At 58.6% G+C, this 19,415-nt stretch carries 15 protein-coding genes; 2 read left to right on the top strand and 13 right to left on the bottom strand.

The genetic code is table 11. The features are described 5' to 3' along the window. Positions 1 to 43 precede the first annotated feature (43 nt). From fusA to rpsL, 3 genes are read right to left on the bottom strand one after another with little or no spacing between them, the layout of a single operon-like run. A complete protein-coding gene (gene fusA / locus WAO69_RS02475) occupies positions 44 to 2,161 on the bottom strand; it encodes an elongation factor G (RefSeq protein ID WP_422176401.1) in 2,118 nt (705 codons plus the stop codon). A gap of 21 nt (positions 2,162 to 2,182) precedes the next feature. Beyond that, on the bottom strand, positions 2,183 to 2,653 hold the full coding sequence (rpsG, locus tag WAO69_RS02470; RefSeq protein ID WP_422176399.1) for a 30S ribosomal protein S7: 471 nt from the start codon (positions 2,651 to 2,653) through the stop codon (positions 2,183 to 2,185). Between the two features lie 12 nt (positions 2,654 to 2,665). After that, entirely contained in the window at positions 2,666 to 3,037 is a 372-nt protein-coding gene (rpsL, locus tag WAO69_RS02465; protein ID WP_009810698.1) for a 30S ribosomal protein S12, read from the bottom strand. 357 nt (positions 3,038 to 3,394) lie between these two features. Here rpsL and WAO69_RS02460 point away from each other — a divergent pair, with 357 nt between their 5' ends. Then, positions 3,395 to 4,204, top strand: a complete 810-nt coding sequence (locus WAO69_RS02460) for a putative rhamnosyl transferase (RefSeq protein ID WP_422176396.1) — start codon at positions 3,395 to 3,397, stop codon at positions 4,202 to 4,204. On the opposite strand, the gene WAO69_RS02455 is transcribed toward WAO69_RS02460, so the two are convergent. From WAO69_RS02455 to WAO69_RS02420, 8 genes are all read right to left on the bottom strand, one after another. Then, on the bottom strand, positions 4,179 to 5,069 hold the full coding sequence (locus WAO69_RS02455) for a DMT family transporter (RefSeq protein WP_422176394.1): 891 nt from the start codon (positions 5,067 to 5,069) through the stop codon (positions 4,179 to 4,181). The two genes, WAO69_RS02460 and WAO69_RS02455, sit on opposite strands and share 26 nt — an antisense overlap. A gap of 184 nt (positions 5,070 to 5,253) precedes the next feature. Beyond that, on the bottom strand, positions 5,254 to 9,495 hold the full coding sequence (gene rpoC / locus WAO69_RS02450; RefSeq protein WP_422176392.1) for a DNA-directed RNA polymerase subunit beta': 4,242 nt from the start codon (positions 9,493 to 9,495) through the stop codon (positions 5,254 to 5,256). Between the two features lie 82 nt (positions 9,496 to 9,577). Next, positions 9,578 to 13,714 carry a DNA-directed RNA polymerase subunit beta gene (gene rpoB, locus WAO69_RS02445; RefSeq protein ID WP_422176390.1) on the bottom strand — a complete coding sequence of 1,379 codons (4,137 nt, stop codon included), beginning with the start codon at positions 13,712 to 13,714 and terminating at the stop codon, positions 9,578 to 9,580. Between the two features lie 243 nt (positions 13,715 to 13,957). Continuing rightward, positions 13,958 to 14,335, bottom strand: coding sequence for a 50S ribosomal protein L7/L12 (rplL, locus tag WAO69_RS02440; protein WP_422176388.1), 378 nt, complete (start codon positions 14,333 to 14,335; stop codon positions 13,958 to 13,960). Positions 14,336 to 14,405: 70 nt separating this feature from the next. Continuing rightward, positions 14,406 to 14,921, bottom strand: coding sequence for a 50S ribosomal protein L10 (gene rplJ / locus WAO69_RS02435; RefSeq protein WP_422176386.1), 516 nt, complete (start codon positions 14,919 to 14,921; stop codon positions 14,406 to 14,408). A 293-nt stretch (positions 14,922 to 15,214) separates the two neighbouring features. Then, positions 15,215 to 15,652 carry a glycerol-3-phosphate cytidylyltransferase gene (tagD, locus tag WAO69_RS02430; protein ID WP_422176384.1) on the bottom strand — a complete coding sequence of 146 codons (438 nt, stop codon included), beginning with the start codon at positions 15,650 to 15,652 and terminating at the stop codon, positions 15,215 to 15,217. Continuing rightward, positions 15,649 to 16,578 carry a LicD family protein gene (locus WAO69_RS02425; RefSeq protein ID WP_422176382.1) on the bottom strand — a complete coding sequence of 310 codons (930 nt, stop codon included), beginning with the start codon at positions 16,576 to 16,578 and terminating at the stop codon, positions 15,649 to 15,651. Before WAO69_RS02425 ends, tagD begins: the two co-directional genes overlap by 4 nt. A gap of 195 nt (positions 16,579 to 16,773) precedes the next feature. Further along, positions 16,774 to 17,742 (bottom strand): LicD family protein, encoded by a 969-nt coding sequence (locus WAO69_RS02420; protein WP_422176380.1) that lies wholly within the window; start codon positions 17,740 to 17,742, stop codon positions 16,774 to 16,776. On the opposite strand from WAO69_RS02420, the gene WAO69_RS02415 reads away from it, so the two are divergent. Next, on the top strand, positions 17,741 to 18,061 hold the full coding sequence (locus tag WAO69_RS02415) for a hypothetical protein (RefSeq protein WP_422176378.1): 321 nt from the start codon (positions 17,741 to 17,743) through the stop codon (positions 18,059 to 18,061). The two genes, WAO69_RS02420 and WAO69_RS02415, sit on opposite strands and share 2 nt — an antisense overlap. Here WAO69_RS02415 and rplA read toward each other — a convergent pair. Both rplA and rplK read right to left on the bottom strand, forming a co-directional pair. Further along, positions 18,019 to 18,717: a 50S ribosomal protein L1 gene (rplA, locus tag WAO69_RS02410; protein ID WP_422176376.1), complete on the bottom strand. Its 699-nt coding sequence runs from the start codon at positions 18,715 to 18,717 to the stop codon at positions 18,019 to 18,021. The two genes, WAO69_RS02415 and rplA, sit on opposite strands and share 43 nt — an antisense overlap. Position 18,718: 1 nt before the next feature. After that, positions 18,719 to 19,144: a 50S ribosomal protein L11 gene (rplK, locus tag WAO69_RS02405; protein WP_422176374.1), complete on the bottom strand. Its 426-nt coding sequence runs from the start codon at positions 19,142 to 19,144 to the stop codon at positions 18,719 to 18,721. Positions 19,145 to 19,415 lie beyond the last annotated feature (271 nt).

The following is a 19,415-nucleotide window of genomic DNA, read 5'->3' as shown; positions in this document are numbered from 1 at the left end:
GCCCTACGGTGGGTGGTAGGGCGGGGTTCACCCCGCCTTCCCGTTATGCGAATTTCGCCTGAATTTCGTCAGAGATGTTCTGCGGAACAGGTTCGTAATGGCCGAACTGCATCGTGAAGTTGGCACGTCCCGAAGACATCGAACGCAGCGTGTTGATGTAGCCGAACATGTTCGCCAGAGGCACCTGTGCATCGATCGCGATCGCGTTGCCGCGCGTGTCCTGACCCAGGACCTGGCCGCGACGCGATGTCAGATCGCCGATGATGCCGCCTGTATATTCCTCAGGCGTGACAACTTCGACTTTCATGATCGGCTCGAGCAGTTTCGCACCGGCTTTCTTCATGCCTTCGCGCATGCCCATCCGAGCGGCGATTTCAAAGGCCAGAACCGAGGAGTCCACGTCGTGGAACTTGCCGTCGATCAGGGCGACCTTGAAGTCGATCACCGGGAAGCCAGCCAGAGGGCCGCTGTCCATAACCGATTTGATGCCTTTTTCGACACCGGGGATGTATTCCTTGGGAACCGCGCCACCGACGATGCGGGACTCGAACGAATAGCCTTCACCCGGCTCTGTCGGCGAAATGATCAGCTTGACCTCGGCGAACTGACCCGAACCACCCGACTGTTTCTTGTGGGTGTAGGTATGTTCGGTTTCCCGCGAGATGGTCTCGCGATAAGCCACCTGCGGCGCACCGATGTTGGCTTCGACCTTGAATTCACGACGCAGACGATCCACCAGGATGTCCAGGTGAAGTTCGCCCATGCCCTTCATGATGGTCTGACCGGATTCGATATCGGTCTCCACACGGAAGGAGGGATCTTCTGCCGCAAGACGGGCCAGACCGGTCGACATTTTTTCCTGGTCGGCCTTTGTTTTCGGCTCGACTGCGATCTCGATCACGGGCTCGGGGAAGGTCATGGTTTCAAGAACCACAGGATCGTTGACCGCACAGAGCGTGTCACCCGTTGTGGTGTCTTTCAGACCGGCCAGCGCGATGATATCGCCTGCAAACGCTTCGGTGATCTCTTCGCGATCATTGGAGTGCATCATCATCATCCGGCCGACGCGCTCTTTGCGTTCCTTCGTGGAGTTCAGAAGCGTGTCGCCCTTGTTCAGAACACCCGAATAGACGCGTGTGAACGTCAGCGTGCCGACGAAGGGGTCGTTCATGATTTTGAACGCCAGCGCCGAGAAGGCCATGTTGTCATCTGCGCGACGCGCGATGTTACGTGTTTCTGTCTCGTCACCGGGTTTGAAGCCCATGTAATCGACAACGTCCATCGGGCTGGGTAGATAATCGATCACGGCGTTCAACAGAGGCTGCACGCCCTTGTTCTTGAACGCAGAGCCACACAGAACCGGAATGAACTTGATCGCCAGCGTGCCCTTGCGGATCAGGCTGCGCAGTGTTGGCACGTCAGGCTCTTCGCCTTCCAGATATGCCATCATCGCGTCGTCGTCCATTTCGACGGCTGTCTCGATCAGCTTGGCGCGCCATTCTTCGGCAGTCTCTTTCAGGCTGTCGCGGATCGGCTTTTTCACCCAGGACGCGCCCAGATCTTCGCCTTCCCAAACCCATTCTTCCATGGTCACGAGATCAACGATGCCTTCCAGCTCGTTTTCCGCGCCGATCGGAATCTGGATCGGTGCAGGGACAGCACCCGTGCGGTCCTGGATCATGCGCACACAGTTGAAGAAGTCGGCACCGATCTTGTCCATCTTGTTGACGAACACGATACGCGGCACCTTGTAGCGGTCAGCCTGACGCCAGACGGTTTCGGTCTGGGGTTCGACACCGGCATTGGCATCCAGCACGGCAACCGCGCCATCAAGAACCGCCAGCGAACGTTCGACTTCGATGGTGAAGTCCACGTGGCCGGGGGTGTCGATGATGTTCATCCGGTGCTTGGGCGTATCTGGGGTAGAGCCATCTTCGGTGCGTTCCCAGAATGTGGTGGTCGCAGCCGAGGTGATGGTGATACCGCGTTCCTGCTCCTGCTCCATCCAGTCCATGGTGGCCGCACCATCGTGCACCTCACCGATGTTGTGGGATTTGCCTGTGTAATACAGGATGCGTTCGGAACAGGTGGTCTTGCCGGCATCAATGTGAGCCATGATGCCGAAGTTGCGATAGCGGTCGAGCGGATATTCGCGTGCCATTGGTCGAATGCCTCTAAAAGGTTACCAGCGGTAATGGCTGAACGCTTTGTTCGCGTCGGCCATTTTGTGGGTGTCTTCGCGCTTCTTCACGGCCGAACCACGGGATTGCACTGCATCCATCAGTTCACCGGCGAGGCGTTCTTCCATCGTGTTTTCATTGCGCTTGCGCGATGCAATGATCAGCCAGCGGATCGCCAGCGCTTCGCGGCGCTCGGGGCGAACCTCTACAGGCACCTGATACGTCGCACCACCAACACGGCGCGAGCGAACCTCGACGGCGGGTTTGATGTTGTCGAGCGCTTCGTGGAAGACTTCGACAGGTGCGCGTTTGATCTTGCCTTCTACGCGTTCCAGCGCAGAGTACACGATGCGTTCTGCGACCGACTTCTTGCCGTCGATCATCAGGTTGTTCATGAATTTCGTCAGAACCTTATCGCCATATTTGGCGTCTGGCAGGACTTCGCGTTTTTCAGCGGCGTGACGGCGTGACATATCTTAATCCTCTTACTTGGGACGCTTGGCGCCGTATTTCGAACGGCGCTGCTTACGGTCTTTGACGCCCTGGGTATCCAGAACACCGCGAAGGATGTGGTAACGCACACCGGGAAGGTCTTTTACACGACCGCCGCGGATCAACACAACCGAGTGCTCCTGCAGGTTGTGGCTCTCGCCGGGGATGTAGGAAATCACCTCAAAGCCATTGGTCAGACGGACCTTGGCCACTTTCCGCATCGCGGAGTTCGGCTTTTTCGGAGTGGTTGTATATACACGTGTGCAGACGCCGCGTTTTTGCGGGCACTGCTCCAGGTGCATGGACTTCGAGCGTTTGATTTTCGGCTGGCGCGGCTTGCGGATCAGCTGTTGGATCGTTGGCATTGGGCTTTTTTCCCCATCTCTCAACACATGTGTCGTGCGGGGTGCCCCCGCGGTTTCTAATTCACTAACGCCTTACGCGTCCGCAAAGCGCAAAAACCGCCTTCGTTCCCTGTGTGCGGGAACGACGCGGTGGGTTTCCAGAGGATCGGGCCGTTTTGCAGACCGGATCGTGACCACTTCAGTTCTGATTACGGCTTTAAGGGCGTTAACCCGTACCGTGGATGAGCGGCGTATAGGGGGAGTCGGATGCCTTGTCAACAGCCCGCCGCGGTTGCAATGACACCAGACCGATGTCAGGTTTTGCCCCAGGTTTACTGGGCGCGCAAGGCACTTAGGGCAAAGGAGCGGTAGGCATACATGCAGGTCATCGGGCTGTGTCGATTTTCCTATCCCGGAGAGGGTGGGTTTCAGGTGGAACATGACTCGCTGGCAGAGCGTATCGCCTATCTTTATGCCCCTGAACGCATGAACGCGCGCTTTGCACAGTTCGAAGCGATCACCCTGCCGGGGCTGAAGGCGCAAAGCGATCCGGATTTCACATTCGTCATCGTGATCGGCGACAGTCTGCCAGAGCAGTGGCGCGCCCGTCTGGATGCCCTTCTGAGCGATTTTCCGCAGGCTCAGGTGCAGGTCCATCCCCCCGGCCCCCATCGCCAGGTGATGCAAGCTGCCCTCAATGCCGCGCGCCGGGATATCGACGCCCCCTGCCTGCAGTTTCGCCATGACGATGACGATGCAGTCGCTGTCGATTTCGTGGCGCGTTTGCGTCAGTCCGCGCGCGAAAATGCCCGGCTGGTGGATGACAACCGGCTTGTGGCCTTTGATTTTCAGCGGGGGTTTTCCGCGCGCCCCGGTCCTTCGGGCATCGAGGTCGCCGAAACCCTGCTGCCGCTATACGGTGTGGCGCTGGGAATGGCGGTGCGTGGCGGGGTGCGCCAGAGCATCATGAATTTCGCCCATAAGAAACTGGCAAGGTTCATGCCGGTTGTCTCTGAAAGCGAAAGCCTGATGTTCGTGCGCGGGCATAATGATCACAACGATTCCCGTCAAAAGGCGGGGATCGCACCTTTGCAGCTGGCACTGATGGACGGGGCGACTGCCGAACTGTTTCGGGATCGTTTCGCCATTGAGGACGCCGCCGTCAGGCGGGTGTTTTCCGCGATCTGACCCGCCGTTCCCGATAGAGGGTAAACAGCCCGCTGCCCACGACAATAGAGGCCCCCAGCATGGTCAGGGCGTCCGGCCAGTCTCCGAACACCAGCCATCCCAGCAGCAACGCCCAGAGCAGCCCGGTATAGCGAAACGGCGCGACCACGCTGACTTCGCCGACCCGCATGACCATGACACTGAACGTATAGCCCCCGATGACAAACACCGCCGAAGCCACGATCAGCGCGCCCTCATGCACGGACACGGGCTGCCACTGGATGGTGAACGAGGCAAACCCGAAGAACACCAGAATGGACGCCGAGGTCAAAACGGTCACCGTCAGGGAGGAGACAGCGGCAGACATCCGGCGCGTGACCAGGTCGCGCACTGTCACCATGCCCACGGCCGCCAGCGCATAGAGCGCGTGTTGCGTGAACCCGTCGGGCCCCGGCCGCACGATCAGCAACATCCCGGCAAACCCGGCACAGATCGCCAGCATCCGCCTCCAGCCCACCTTTTCGCGAAAGAAAAGTGCAGCCCCCAGCGTCACGGTCAGCGGCAGCACCTGCAGGATCGCCGTGACATTGGCCAGCGGCATGGCCAGCAGCGCCGACAGAAAGAAATAGGCGGCGGCGATTTCCGCAATGCAGCGCAGGCCAACCAACCACCAATCCCGCCGCGGCATGGTCAGGCTGAACTTTCCCAGCCGCAGCGTGAGGATGGCAAGAAGGATCGTCGCCAGAGCGGCACGCAGGGTCAGCAGCTGAAACAGCGGGATGGTCTGGCCCACCAGCTTGACGAATGTATCGTTGATCGTGAAGGCCGCCATGCTGGCCATCATGAGCAATGCACCGGCGATGTTGGGTGGCAGGCGGTCTAGCATCTGTGGCGGCTCTGCATGGTGATCAATGGCGCAACGCTAGCGGATCGCGATTGCCTGCGCATCGGAAAACTCGCGCCCCTCTGACTCTGTCACAGGCAGGGCTGGCGGGTCTGCCCGACAGCGCGGGGACAAACGAAAAAAGGCCCCGCTGCTGCGGGGCCTTTCAGACTTGGGATCAGGTCGATCAATCGCGGCTTTCGGGTGTTTCGACCAGCGTGTCGAATTCGTCCCCACCAATCACGTCGTCCTGCATCGGAGCTGCCAGAGCGGCGGCCGCGGCGGCCTCTTCCCGGCGGGCTTCGATGACGACATTGTCGCGATCCGTGGCAATCTTGCGCACGTTCTGAGTGGCACCACCGGTGCCCGCAGGGATCAGACGACCAACGATGACGTTCTCTTTCAGACCGACAAGCTTGTCTCTCTTGCCCTGAACAGAGGCCTCGGTGAGAACCCGCGTGGTCTCCTGGAAGGAGGCCGCCGAGATGAACGAGCGTGTCTGCAACGATGCCTTGGTGATCCCCAGAAGGATCGGTTCGCCCTGAGCCGGACGACCGTTCTTGGAAATCGCCTTCTCGTTGGCCAGATCGAACTCCTGCTTGTCGACATGTTCGCCCTTGAGCAGCGTGGTATCGCCGCTTTCCAGGATCTCCCATTTCTGCAGCATCTGACGCACGATGACTTCGATGTGCTTGTCGTTGATCTTCACACCTTGCAGGCGATAGACGTCCTGCACCTCGTCAATCATGTAATCCGCCAGAGCTTCGACACCCATGATCGACAGGATGTCATGGGGCGCGGGGTTACCGTCCATGATGTAGTCACCCTTCTGGATGAAGTCACCTTCCTGAACAGGAATGTGCTTGCCCTTGGGTACCATGTATTCGACGGGTTCCATCGTGTCGTCGCTGGGTTCGATGGTGATGCGGCGCTTGTTCTTGTAGTCGCGACCAAAGCGGACATAACCGTCGATTTCGGCGATGATGGCGTGGTCCTTGGGGCGACGTGCCTCAAAGAGTTCGGCCACACGCGGCAGACCACCGGTAATATCCTTGGTCTTGGCACCTTCGCGCGGAATACGCGCAACCACGTCGCCGGCCTTGATCTCGGAGCCTTCTTCGATCGACAGAACAGCGTCCACCGACATCGGATAGGTCACCGGGTTGCCGGCATCGTTGCGCACGGGCTCACCATCCGGACCCACCAGAATGATTTCCGGTTTCAGCTCGTTGCCTCTGGGTGCGGCACGCCAGTCGATCACGATCTTCTGGGTCATGCCGGTCGCGTCATCGGTCTCGTCGCGCACGGCGATGCCGCTCACGAGGTCGACGAACTTGGCGGTGCCGTCCTTGTCCGCGATGATGGGCAGCGTGTAGGGATCCCATTCGAACAGCTTGTCGCCGCGCACAACCGAACTGCCATCCTCGACAAACAGCTTGGAGCCATAGCCGACCTTGTGGCTGGCACGCTCTTCGCCATGTTCGTCATTGATGAGCAGCTTCATGTTCCGGCCGACAACCATGATCTCGCCCATCTCGTTCTTGAGAGTCTGGGCGTTCACGAACTCGATCTTGCCGGGCTGGCTGGCTTCGAGGAAGGACTGCTGGCCACCCTGGGCAACACCGCCAATGTGGAATGTCCGCATCGTCAGCTGTGTACCGGGTTCACCGATGGACTGCGCCGCGATGATACCGACGGCTTCGCCGATGTTCACCATGGTGCCGCGTGCAAGGTCACGACCATAGCACATTGCGCAGACACCCTCTTCGGCTTCACAGGTCAGAGGCGAGCGGATGCGGGCAGATTGCAGACCATGTTCTTCGATCAGATCGGCCATGCGTTCGTCGATCATCTGGCCATTGGCCACCAGAACCTCGTCCGTGCCGGGCTTGAGCAGGTCTTCTGCTGCCACACGACCCAGAACACGCTCGCCCAGCGACGCCACGACTTCGCCATCGTTGACCGCTGGTTCGGCGGTGATCGCATTGTCCGTGCCGCAATCCTTCATCCGCACGATGCAGTCCTGCGCCACGTCCACCAGACGGCGGGTCAGATAACCCGAGTTCGCCGTTTTCAGAGCCGTGTCCGACAGACCCTTACGGGCGCCGTGGGTGGAGTTGAAATACTCCAACACGGTCAGACCTTCCTTGAAGTTCGAGATGATCGGCGTTTCGATGATGTCGCCATTCGGCTTGGCCATCAGGCCGCGCATGCCGCCCAGCTGTTTCATCTGCGTGACCGAGCCCCGCGCACCGGAATGCGCCATCATGTAGACCGAGTTCGGTTCCATTTCGGCACCGTTCTCGTCGCGATGGGTGGCCGAGATCGACCCCATCATCGCGTCGGTGACGCGGTCGTTACACTTGGACCAGGCATCGACAACCTTGTTGTACTTTTCGCCCTGAGTGATCAGGCCGTCCATGTACTGCTGTTCGAAATCCTTCACCTGATCGCGGGTCTCATCGACGATCGACCATTTGCTGTCGGGGATCAGCATGTCGTCCTTGCCGAACGAGATGCCGGCGCGGAACGCCTCCTTGAAGCCCATGGACATGATCTGGTCACAGAAGATGACCGACTCTTTCTGACCGCAATAGCGATAGACGGTGTCAATCACCTGCTGCACTTCTTTCTTGCGCAGCAGACGGTTCACCAGCTCGAACGGAGCCTTGGCGTTGAGCGGCAAAAGCGCACCCAGACGCACGCGACCCGGTGTGGTTTCAAAGCGCTTTTGCACTTCGTTGCCTTCCTCGTCGATCTGGGTGATGCGCGCGGTGATCTTGCTGTGCAGGTGTACTTCGCCGGCATCCAGCGCGTGCTGGACTTCGTCGATCGAACCAAAGATCTTGCCTTCGCCCTTCATGCCTTCGCGTTCCAGGGTCACATAGTAGAGACCCAGGATCATGTCCTGCGACGGAACGATGATCGGTGCGCCGTTTGCAGGCGACAGAACGTTGTTCGTCGACATCATCAGAACACGGGCTTCCAACTGCGCTTCCAGCGAGAGCGGCACGTGTACCGCCATCTGGTCACCGTCAAAGTCGGCGTTGAAGGCCGAACAGACCAGCGGGTGAAGCTGGATTGCCTTGCCTTCGATCAGAACGGGTTCGAAGGCCTGGATGCCAAGACGGTGCAGCGTCGGCGCACGGTTCAGCAGAACGGGGTGTTCGCGGATCACCTCGTCAAGGATATCCCAAACCTCGGGACGTTCCTTTTCCACCAGTTTCTTGGCTTGCTTCACGGTGGAAGACAGGCCCTTGGCTTCGAGGCGCGAATAGATGAACGGCTTGAACAGTTCCAGCGCCATCTTCTTGGGCAAACCACACTGGTGGAGCTTGAGTTCCGGTCCGGTCACGATGACCGAGCGGCCCGAGAAGTCGACGCGCTTGCCCAGAAGGTTCTGGCGGAAGCGGCCCTGCTTGCCTTTCAGCATGTCGGACAGCGATTTCAGCGGGCGCTTGTTGGCACCGGTGATCACGCGGCCACGGCGGCCGTTGTCGAACAGCGCATCCACGGATTCCTGCAGCATCCGCTTTTCGTTGCGCACGATGATATCAGGCGCGCGCAACTCGATCAGACGCTTGAGACGGTTGTTGCGGTTGATCACACGACGATAGAGGTCGTTGAGGTCAGAGGTGGCGAAACGGCCCCCGTCCAGCGGCACCAGCGGGCGCAGTTCCGGCGGGATCACCGGCACGACGGTCATGACCATCCACTCGGGACGGTTGCCGGATTCCAGGAAGCTCTCGACCACTTTCAGGCGCTTGATGATCTTCTTGGGCTTCAGCTCGCCCGTGGCCTCTTTCAGATCGGCGCGCAGCGTGTCGGCTTCGGCTTCCAGATCAATCTGGGCCAGCATGTCACGGATCGCTTCGGCACCGATATTGGCGGTGAACGCGTCCATGCCGAACTGGTCCTGGGCGTCCATGAACTCTTCTTCCGAGAGCATCTGGCCATAGGACAGGTCCGTCAGACCGGGTTCGATCACGACGTAGTTTTCGAAATAGAGCACGCGTTCCAGATCGCGCAGCGTCATGTCCAGCATGAGACCAATGCGGCTGGGCAGCGACTTCAGGAACCAGATATGAGCAACGGGAGCGGCCAGTTCGATATGGCCCATGCGCTCGCGGCGGACCTTTTGCAGCGTGACTTCGACACCGCATTTCTCGCAGACAACGCCGCGATACTTCATGCGTTTGTATTTGCCGCACAGACATTCGTAATCCTTGATCGGGCCAAAGATACGCGCGCAGAACAGGCCATCACGCTCGGGTTTGAACGTGCGATAGTTGATGGTCTCGGGTTTCTTGATCTCACCGTAGGACCACGAGAGGATCCGCTCTGGCGATGCCAGAGAAACGCGGATCTCGTCGAACACCTTGGGAGGTGTGAGCGGGTTGAACGGGTTGTTTGTCAGTTCCTGGTTCATTTTGATGTCCTCAAATTCGTGCGGATGGTGGGTGGGGGGAGGCGATCCGCTTACGGATCGCCGCGAATTTCAGAAATTCGCCTTACCCCTCGTCCTCCGCATCCAGGAGTTCCATGTTCAGGCCGAGGCCACGGACTTCTTTGACAAGAACGTTGAACGATTCCGGAATACCGGCTTCGAAGTTGTCCTCGCCCTTGACGATGCTCTCATAGACTTTCGTCCGTCCGGCAACGTCGTCCGACTTCACGGTCAGCATTTCCTGCAGGGTATAGGCAGCGCCATAAGCTTCCAGAGCCCAGACCTCCATTTCCCCGAACCGCTGTCCACCGAACTGCGCTTTACCGCCCAGAGGCTGCTGGGTGACAAGGCTGTAAGGCCCGGTCGAGCGCGCGTGGATCTTGTCATCCACAAGGTGGTGCAGTTTCAGCAGGTACTTGATGCCGACAGTCACAGGGCGGGCAAACTGCTCGCCCGTGCGGCCGTCAAACAGCACCGACTGGCCGGATGTGTCAAAGCCCGCGCGGGTCAGCGCATCGTTCACATCGGCTTCCTTGGCACCGTCAAAGACCGGCGTCGCAATCGGCACACCGCGTGTGACATTGCCTGCCGCCTCGATCAGGTCTTCCTCGCTCATGCCGGCGATGCCTTCGTCATAGACATCGTCGCCATACGCATGGTGCATCGCTTCGCGCACCGGAGTCAGGTCGCCAGAGCGGCGATATTCCTGCAGCGCCTCGTCCACGTTCAGGCCCAGGCCGCGCGCGGCCCAGCCCATATGTGTTTCGAGGATCTGACCGACGTTCATACGCGACGGCACACCCAGCGGGTTGAGACAGAAATCGACCGGGGTACCATCCGCAAGGAACGGCATGTCCTCCATCGGTACCACTTTGGAGATCACGCCCTTGTTGCCGTGACGACCAGCCATCTTGTCGCCCGGTTGCAGCTTGCGCTTCACCGCCACGAACACCTTGACCATCTTCATCACACCCGGAGGCAGATCATCACCCCGGCGCACTTTCTCGACCTTGTCCTCAAAGCGGGCATCCAGAGTGCGTTTCTGCACTTCGTATTGCTCGTTCAGGGCTTCGACGATTTGCGCATCGGCTTCGTCTTCCAATGCCAGCTGCCACCACTGACCGCGTGTCAATGTCTCCAGCAGTTCATCGTTGATCTCGGAGCCGGGTTTGATGCCCTTTGGACCTTTGGCAACTTTCTTGCCCGTGATCAGCGATTTCAGACGGGCATAGATGTTGCGATCCAGGATCGCCAGCTCGTCATCGCGGTCACGTGCAAGACGCTCGACTTCTTCGCGTTCGATCTGAAGCGCACGTTCGTCTTTTTCCACACCGTGGCGGTTGAAGACGCGCACTTCCACGACCGTGCCAAAGTCACCCGGTTTCACGCGCAAGCTTGTATCACGCACGTCCGAGGCTTTTTCACCAAAGATGGCGCGCAGCAGTTTTTCTTCCGGCGTCATCGGGCTTTCGCCCTTCGGAGTGATCTTGCCCACCAGAATATCGCCCGGTTCCACATCGGCACCGATATAGACGATGCCCGCCTCGTCGAGGTTGCGCAGAGCTTCCTCGCCGACGTTGGGGATATCGCGGGTGATTTCCTCGGGCCCAAGCTTGGTGTCACGGGCGGCAACTTCGAATTCCTCGATATGAATCGAGGTAAAGACGTCATCCTGTGCAATCCGCTCGGAAATGAGGATCGAGTCCTCATAGTTATAGCCGTTCCAGGGCATGAAGGCGACAACCACGTTCTTGCCAAGGGCCAGTTCACCCAGATCGGTCGAAGGACCATCCGCGATGATCTCACCTTTCTGGACGGTCTGCCCCACCTTGACCAGCGGACGCTGGTTGATACAGGTGTTCTGGTTGCTGCGCTGGAATTTGCGCATGCGGTAGATATCCACGCCCGCGTCACCCAGTTCCAGATCGGCCGTCGCCCGGATCACGATCCGCTGCGCATCGATCTGGTCGATCACGCCGGCGCGTCTGGCCTGAATGGCCGCGCCGGAGTCGATCGCGACTTTTTCCTCGATCCCGGTCCCTACCAGAGGCGCTTCGGCCTGCAGCAGCGGAACCGCCTGACGTTGCATGTTCGAGCCCATCAGAGCGCGGTTGGCGTCGTCATTTTCAAGGAACGGAATGAGCGAGGCCGCAACCGAGACCAACTGCTTGGGCGACACGTCGATCAGGTCGACCGCATCGACCGGCGCAAGGGTATAGTCCCCCGCCTGACGGGTGTTGACCATCTCATTGACGAACCGGCCGTTCCCATCCAGCGATGCGTTGGCCTGAGCCACGGTATGGCGCATCTCTTCGGTGGCGGACATGTACTGGACCTCATCGGTCACCTGTCCCGCTTTCACCTTGCGATAGGGCGTTTCGATAAAGCCGTATTTGTTCACCCGCGCAAACGTCGCAAGGCTGTTGATCAGACCGATGTTCGGACCTTCCGGCGTTTCGATCGGGCACATCCGACCATAGTGGGTCGGGTGCACGTCGCGCACCTCAAAGCCAGCACGTTCGCGTGTCAGACCACCGGGTCCAAGCGCCGAAAGACGGCGTTTGTGGGTGACTTCGGACAGCGGGTTGGTCTGGTCCATGAACTGCGACAGCTGCGACGAGCCAAAGAATTCACGCACCGCGGCAGCAGCGGGTTTCGCGTTGATCAGATCCTGAGGCATGACCGTGTCGATTTCGACGCTGGACATACGCTCCTTGATCGCGCGCTCCATCCGCAGCAGGCCGACGCGGTACTGGTTCTCCATCAGCTCACCGACCGAGCGCACCCGGCGGTTCCCGAGATGGTCGATATCGTCGATATCGCCCTTGCCATCGCGCAGATCGACCAGAGCCTTGATACAGGCGACGATGTCTTCCTTGCGCAGGGTGCGCACGGTGTCTTCGGCATCCAGAGCCAGACGCATGTTCATCTTGACCCGGCCAACAGCCGACAGATCATAACGCTCGCTGTCAAAGAACAGCGTGTCGAACAGGGCCGAGGCCGCATCGACGGTGGGCGGCTCGCCCGGACGCATGACGCGATAGATATCCATGAGCGCGGTTTCGCGGTTCATGTTCTTGTCGTTGGCCATCGTGTTGCGCATATACGCGCCCACATTGATGTTATCGATGTCCAGAACCGGAATATCGGTGATGCCCGCGTCGATCAGATCCTTGACCGTACCGCCGATCAGCGTGCCGTCCTTGTCATACTCCAGCGTCAGCTCATCACCGGCTTCGACATAGATCGCGCCGTTTTCTTCGTTGATGATGTCCTTGGCGACGAATTTGCCCACGATATGCTCGAACGGCACCAGCAGATCGCTCACATTGCCTTCGTCGATCAGTTTCTTGACCGCGCGCGGCGTGATTTTCTTGCTGGCTTCCGCGATCACGTCACCGGTCTTGGCGTCCACAAGATCATAGGTCGGTCGCGTGCCCCGCACCCGTTCCGGGAAGAACGGAGTGACCCAGCCCTTGTTCTTTTTCAGCTTGTAGCTGACGGTGTTGTAATACGCATCCATGATGCTTTCCTGATCCATCCCCAGCGCATAAAGCAGCGTGGTGACAGGCAGCTTGCGGCGACGGTCGATGCGGGAAAACACGATGTCCTTGGCGTCGAATTCGAAATCCAGCCAGCTGCCGCGATAGGGAATAATGCGGCAGGCAAACAGCAATTTGCCCGAGGAATGGGTCTTGCCCTTGTCATGGTCAAAGAACACGCCGGGCGAGCGGTGCATCTGGGAAACGATCACACGCTCGGTGCCGTTCACGATGAACGTCCCGTTGGGGGTCATCAAAGGCATGTCGCCCATGAAGACGTCCTGTTCCTTGATGTCCTTGACGGACTTTGCACCTGTATCCTCGTCGACATCAAACACGATAAGACGCAGCGTGACCTTGAGAGGCGCGCTGTAGGTCATGTCACGTTGCTGACATTCCTCGACATCGTATTTCGGTTTTTCCAGCTCGTACTTGACGAATTCAAGCACGGCAGTTTCGTTGAAATCCTTGATCGGGAAGACCGACTGGAACACGCCCATGATGCCTTCGCCTTCGGTCGGCACCGGCTGATCACCGGATTTCAGGAACAGGTCGTAGGAGGATTTCTGAACCTCGATGAGGTTCGGCATTTCCAGCACTTCGCGGATTTTGCCATAGTATTTACGAAGACGTTTCTGGCCAAGGAACGATTGAGCCATGTCAGGTGTCACCTTTCAAGTTTCTCACCGGGCGAACACCGTTGGGGCGACGGTATCCTGCCCATACGAGACGACGTGTCCGGATCCATTCATGGCCATCGTCCCAATGACGGCCTCCCGATCCGAGAACCACATCCTGGAAAACGCTCTGAGCCCAGAGCTCTTGCCAAGACGGGTTCGGCTGGACCCGGATTGCTCCGGATCCAGCCTGAATTGAGGGGCGGGAAGATCCCGCCAGGTGGCTTAGGCCAGTTCGACCTCGGCGCCAGCTGCTTCCAGCTTGCCTTTGATCTCTTCGGCTTCGCCTTTCGACACGCCTTCTTTGATCTTGCCACCGGCTTCGACCAGGTCCTTGGCTTCTTTCAGGCCCAGACCGGTGATGCCGCGTACTTCCTTGATCACGTTGATCTTGGAGGCACCTGCGTTCTTCAGAACGACGTCGAATTCGGTCTTTTCTTCTTCGGCTGCGCCACCGGCGTCGCCTGCAGGACCAGCCACCATCACAGCGCCGCCAGCGGCGGGCTCGATGCCGTATTCGTCTTTCAGGATTGTTTTCAGTTCTTGTGCTTCCAGCAGGGTCAGACCAACGATCTCTTCTGCCAGTTTTTTCAGATCAGCCATATCTAGCTCTTTTCCGTTTCTAAGATGTGTTCCAACGTCAGGTGTTCACCCGACGCCGATTGACAGTGCTTTACGCGGCCGCCTTGTCCTCGATCGTGGACAGGATGGATGCGATATTCGAAGCAGGTGCGCCAATGGCCCCGGCGATGTTGGATGCAGGTGCGCCAAGCATGCCGACGATCGTGGAGATAAGCTCCTCGCGCGACGGCATTTTCGACACGGCCTCAACACCGGCCTGGTCCAGAACGTTTTCACCCATTGCCCCGCCAAGGATTTCGAACTTCTTGTTCTCCTTGGCGTAATCCTGAGCCACCTTTGCGGCAGCCACCGGATCTTCGGAATAGGTCAGAACGGTCATACCCGTAAGTAGATCGGCAATGCTTGCGCATGGCTTTCCATCAAGGGCGATTTTGGCGAGCCTGTTCTTGGCGACACGGACTGCACTACCGGCCTCACGGGCACGGGCGCGCAGATCCTGCATCTCAGCAACTGTCAGACCGGCGTAGTGGCTTACCACAACGACGCCAGAGCTTTCAAAGATCTGGCCGAGTTCCTCGACCACTTTCTCTTTCTGGGCTCTATCCACAGTTTCACTCCAATTGTGAGGGTCTCCCCCCGGCTCAAGTCTGTCGGCCGAAACCGACGATCATGTCCTTACGGGGCGATGCCAAAACCGCCCGTGGTCAAAACCACGGCCAATTCGGTATTCCCGTCTCGGGCAGGAGATTAAGGCAGTCAGACCGCCACCCGCCTTCTCGGACGAAAAGCGCAAAAAGCGCGCGACGAATCGCACGCTTTTCAAGCCAAGTGCTACCTAAGTCTTGAGACTCCGATTGCCAACCCCGAATACGCCGGGAACGGCAAAAACTTGTCGCCCGCCTATTCTGCGGCGGTCGATCTGATGCGCATGGTCTGGATCAGTTCCTTGAGCTCGGTCGTGGAGACATTTTCCGTGCGCGGCAGATAAAGAACGTCGCACAGATCGCGCAATTCGTCAAACTTGCCGGCCCAGTCATCGCCCATCGCGAACAGATCGACCTCATGCGCCACCACATCCTCGCGCTTTTGTTCCCAGGTCTTTTCCGGGATGACCTGATCCACATAGCGGCAGGCTTCCAGCACCTCGACGCGATGGGCATAGGGTATCGCGGTTTGCTTGCCCTTGATCGCGTTGAACTCGTCGGTTGAACAGGCAACGATCAACCGATCTCCCAGATCCGCCAGACGGCGCAACAGGCGCACATGGCCGATGTGGAACAGATCGAACGTGCCATAGGTCAGGATGGTGCGGTAATGTCTTTCAGTGCTCTGTGTCATGTCAGCGCCTTCAGAAATGGCGCAAAAGTCCTGCGCGCCGTGCTCCAGGGAAATTTGAAATAGGGATCAGGCTCTCTCCAGCCATCGCCGTAATTGAGGGCAAGCATCTTTTCCGCCTCTGCCGGGATCGGGTTGCCGGTCACCGGGCAGGGTTTGAGCGGCAGAACGTCCCCCCTGCTCAGTTGGCCCGAGGTATGCGGAAAGACGAATACGTTCTCGCCCTCGATCCAGCCCGGGAACAGATCGACCTGAACATTGCCGATGGGCAAAAGCTTGATGATGGCGGGATCATTGAACGAAGCCTCGTCCACCAGACCCAGTGCATGGATATCCGCCGTCAGCGTTTTCCACTCTGCCGCCGCCTCCTGCGCCGAACCGGCCTTCATGATGACGGCAAGATCGATGTCGTCGTCATGATCGATTAGCTTGCGATCGCGCACAACACCCAGCAAAGTCCCCGAGTTCAGAAACACCGGGTATCCCCGCTCATGCAGGGTGGCGATATGCCGGCCCACGGTCTCCCAGACGGGCGCATGATCCAGATCGCCGAAATTCTCGGTCCGGTATTCGTGATTGGTCAGCCGGAGATCTCCGAGCGACCGACGGAACAGAGCCTCAAAGCCGCGAAACTTCTGCTTCTGGCCCTGCGCATCGCGCATCTGGCGCAATTCATTGATCATGCGGGTGGTTCGGGACGGTCGGATGCGCGCGGCAACACAGATGCCGATCAACGCCTCAAGATGTTCCGCGCGCTTCTCGGCCGGAACCGAGAGAGACTTCAACTCGGCAAAACAGCGCCATAAATCGACACCGATATCCCCGAAGGCCAGGGCGGAAAACGCAATCGCGCGCAGTTCGTGCAAACGCTCGACCGGATCAAGCCCGGCCGGGGTTTTGTTTTCTTTATGGGAAACTGTCTGATCCATATTCTGAATCGGCTAACCTTTTTGAAACTCATCAAGCCCGTGAAGTAGCGGCGTTACGTTAATGCGGTTCTATCATATGAAGCCCTCTTGCGCATCTTCTGCCGGATGCTGGCTGTCAGATCGCGAGGGTTGCGCGCGCAGACTGCCTCCATGGCCGTACTCGCCTCCACAGCAGATGCCCCATCGCCTGCACGACTACTCCGCTGCGATCGCAAAGCTGTCTTGCTTGCGATGAACAAGCTCCCGTTCAATATGTTCTCTGAACGCCGCGAACCGCCTTTGGGCCTGTTTCCAGGGAAAAGCAAAATAGGGATTTGGCTCTCGCCAGTCCTTGCCATAGTTCAAGACCAGCATCTTTTCAGGCTCGGCCGGAACCGGGTTTCCGGTGACCGCGCAGGCCCCCAGGGGCAAAACATCCTGCTCGGACAATTCACCACACGTGTGCGGATAGACGAAAACCTTGCCGTCGTTGACCCATCCCGGGAACAGGTCGATCTGCACCGAACACGACCGGCGCAGCTTGATGATCTTGGGATCGTCAAAGCTTTCCTCGTCAAACATATCCGCCGCACGCAATCGATCGATCAGATCGCTCCACTCCTTGGCCAAACCCTCGAGTGTATCGGAGTTCAGGATCACAGCGAGATCAACATCATCATCATGTTTGATCAACTGCCCGTCGCGCACGACGCCCAGCAATGTTCCTGAATTCAGGAACGCCTGATAGCCCCAGTCGTTCAACAGCGAGACATGATGCGCAACCTGTGACCAGATGGCCCCGTGATCCAACTGATCGAATGTCTTTCGGTCATATCCATGCGCAGTAAACGGGCGGCCCTTCATACGGCTCAGAAACTCTTGTTCAAAAGCTTCGAACCGGCTCAACTCTCCTGCGTCTTTCCTGATCTGCCTCAACTCACTCAGGGATCGTGACAAAGCCGCAGGACGTATTTCACCGGCCAGACAAATCGCGATCCGCGCCTCGAGACGTTCGGGATACATGCCGGCGACCGCCAAGCCACGAAGCTCCTTGAAATACTGCCACATCGACAAACCACCACAGCCATTTTCCAACGCGAAAAGGCCAATTGCGCGCAATTCTCTTATTCTTTGTGCGCGCTCTTCGGGGTCCTGCGGAATATAGGGGCTTTTACGTCCTGCCATGATGTTTGCCTGCCTCAGATTATTTTTTTCTCTACAGGATAGAGAATCCGATGCGAAACGCGGGCAAAAACACGAAAAACAACGTCAAAACATGCGGATCGTTGCGGTTGCGTCACAATCTCTGCGCGAACCGGCCATGATCGTGCCGCGCCCTGCACAGAACCTCAGCAAACCTGGCACATCACTTTGTCAGCGCAGACAGCACCGCTGCGCCAAAACAAAAGCGCCGGTCGATGGACCGGCGCTTTCGCATCAATTCGTGTCGGGCGGCGTGACTTATTCGGTCACAGCATTGTCGACGTCGATCGTCACGCCCTGACCCATGGTCGAGGAGATCGAGATCTTTTTCATATATGTGCCCTTGGCACCTGTCGGCTTGGCCTTGGCGACCGCGCTCACCAGGGCACGGACGTTTTCGACCAGCTTGGCTTCGTCAAAGGACACTTTGCCAACGCCGGCATGCACGACACCGGCTTTTTCGGCCTTGAACTGAATCTCACCGCCCTTGGCGGCTTTGACAGCAGCGGCGACATCCATGGTCACCGTACCCACCTTGGGGTTCGGCATCAGGTTGCGCGGGCCCAGCACTTTGCCCAGACGTCCGACGACAGGCATCATGTCCGGAGTGGCAATGCAGCGATCGAATTCGATCTTTCCGCCTTGCACGATTTCCATCAGATCCTCGGCCCCGACGATGTCGGCACCTGCTGCAGTGGCTTCGTCCGCTTTGGGGCCACGGGCGAATACCGCAACGCGCACGGATTTACCGGTGCCATTGGGCAGGCCCACCACACCGCGGACCATCTGGTCTGCGTGGCGCGGATCGACACCAAGGTTCAGCGCGACTTCGACGGTTTCGTCGAATTTGGCGTTTGCATTGCCCTTGACGAGGGCGACAGCCTCTTCAACGGTCAGGTTCTCTTTTCCCTTGAAAGCCTCACGGCCGGCGCGGGTGCGTTTTCCAAGCTTTGCCATCTTACTTCACCTCAATGCCCATGGAGCGGGCCGAACCCAGGATGATCTGCATTGCGCCTTCGATGTCGTTGGCGTTGAGATCTTTCATCTTTGCTTCGGCGATCTCTCTCACCTGAGCGACCGTCACCGTGCCGACGGTTTCGCGCGACGGGGTCTTTGCACCGGATTTCACCTTGGCGGCCTTCTTCAGGTAATAAGACGCAGGAGGCGTCTTGATTTCCATGGTGAAGGACTTGTCCTGGTAATAGCTGATCACGGTCGGGCACGGCGCGCCGGGCTCCATATCTGCGGTCTTGGCGTTGAACGCCTTGCAGAATTCCATGATGTTGATGCCGCGCTGACCCAGCGCCGGACCAACCGGCGGCGAGGGGTTCGCCTGACCGGCAGGCACCTGCAACTTCAGCGAGCCTACGAGTTTCTTGGCCATTGGCCTTCTCCTTCTCCAACGCCCCCCTGTCGCGTCAGGGCGGCTTTGTTATGTTGTCGTGGTCCGGCTGGACACGCGTGCCCGGGGCCTCCCACGTCGGACCGGAACGATTCTCGAAAGAATGACGCGCCGAAGCCCGCGCGATAAAGCTTGCGCAGTCAAAGGTCAAGCAAAGCTGCGTCGTGATCTAGTCCGGCAGACCGGCACTGCGCAGACCGGCCTCGAACCGAGCCATCGCATCGGGATCGGAGATCTGGATAAAGCTTTTGGA

It is taken from the genome of Aestuariivita sp. (genome assembly GCF_049276915.1).
In the GTDB taxonomy this organism is placed as follows: domain Bacteria; phylum Pseudomonadota; class Alphaproteobacteria; order Rhodobacterales; family Rhodobacteraceae; genus Aestuariivita.
This window is presented reverse-complemented; position numbering and strand designations above follow the sequence as displayed.

What these genes read in the sequence shown, in the direction of transcription:
- fusA (WP_422176401.1), bottom strand. Translation starts at nt 2,161, where the DNA reads ATGGCACGCGAATATCCGCTCGACCGCTATCGCAACTTCGGCATCATG.
- rpsG (WP_422176399.1), bottom strand. Translation starts at nt 2,653, where the DNA reads ATGTCACGCCGTCACGCCGCTGAAAAACGCGAAGTCCTGCCAGACGCC.
- rpsL (WP_009810698.1), bottom strand. Translation starts at nt 3,037, where the DNA reads ATGCCAACGATCCAACAGCTGATCCGCAAGCCGCGCCAGCCGAAAATC.
- WAO69_RS02460 (WP_422176396.1), top strand. Translation starts at nt 3,395, where the DNA reads ATGCAGGTCATCGGGCTGTGTCGATTTTCCTATCCCGGAGAGGGTGGG.
- WAO69_RS02455 (WP_422176394.1), bottom strand. Translation starts at nt 5,069, where the DNA reads ATGCTAGACCGCCTGCCACCCAACATCGCCGGTGCATTGCTCATGATG.
- rpoC (WP_422176392.1), bottom strand. Translation starts at nt 9,495, where the DNA reads ATGAACCAGGAACTGACAAACAACCCGTTCAACCCGCTCACACCTCCC.
- rpoB (WP_422176390.1), bottom strand. Translation starts at nt 13,714, where the DNA reads ATGGCTCAATCGTTCCTTGGCCAGAAACGTCTTCGTAAATACTATGGC.
- rplL (WP_422176388.1), bottom strand. Translation starts at nt 14,335, where the DNA reads ATGGCTGATCTGAAAAAACTGGCAGAAGAGATCGTTGGTCTGACCCTG.
- tagD (WP_422176384.1), bottom strand. Translation starts at nt 15,652, where the DNA reads ATGACACAGAGCACTGAAAGACATTACCGCACCATCCTGACCTATGGC.
- WAO69_RS02425 (WP_422176382.1), bottom strand. Translation starts at nt 16,578, where the DNA reads ATGGATCAGACAGTTTCCCATAAAGAAAACAAAACCCCGGCCGGGCTT.
- WAO69_RS02415 (WP_422176378.1), top strand. Translation starts at nt 17,741, where the DNA reads ATGATGTTTGCCTGCCTCAGATTATTTTTTTCTCTACAGGATAGAGAA.
- WAO69_RS02420 (WP_422176380.1), bottom strand. Translation starts at nt 17,742, where the DNA reads ATGGCAGGACGTAAAAGCCCCTATATTCCGCAGGACCCCGAAGAGCGC.
- rplA (WP_422176376.1), bottom strand. Translation starts at nt 18,717, where the DNA reads ATGGCAAAGCTTGGAAAACGCACCCGCGCCGGCCGTGAGGCTTTCAAG.
- rplK (WP_422176374.1), bottom strand. Translation starts at nt 19,144, where the DNA reads ATGGCCAAGAAACTCGTAGGCTCGCTGAAGTTGCAGGTGCCTGCCGGT.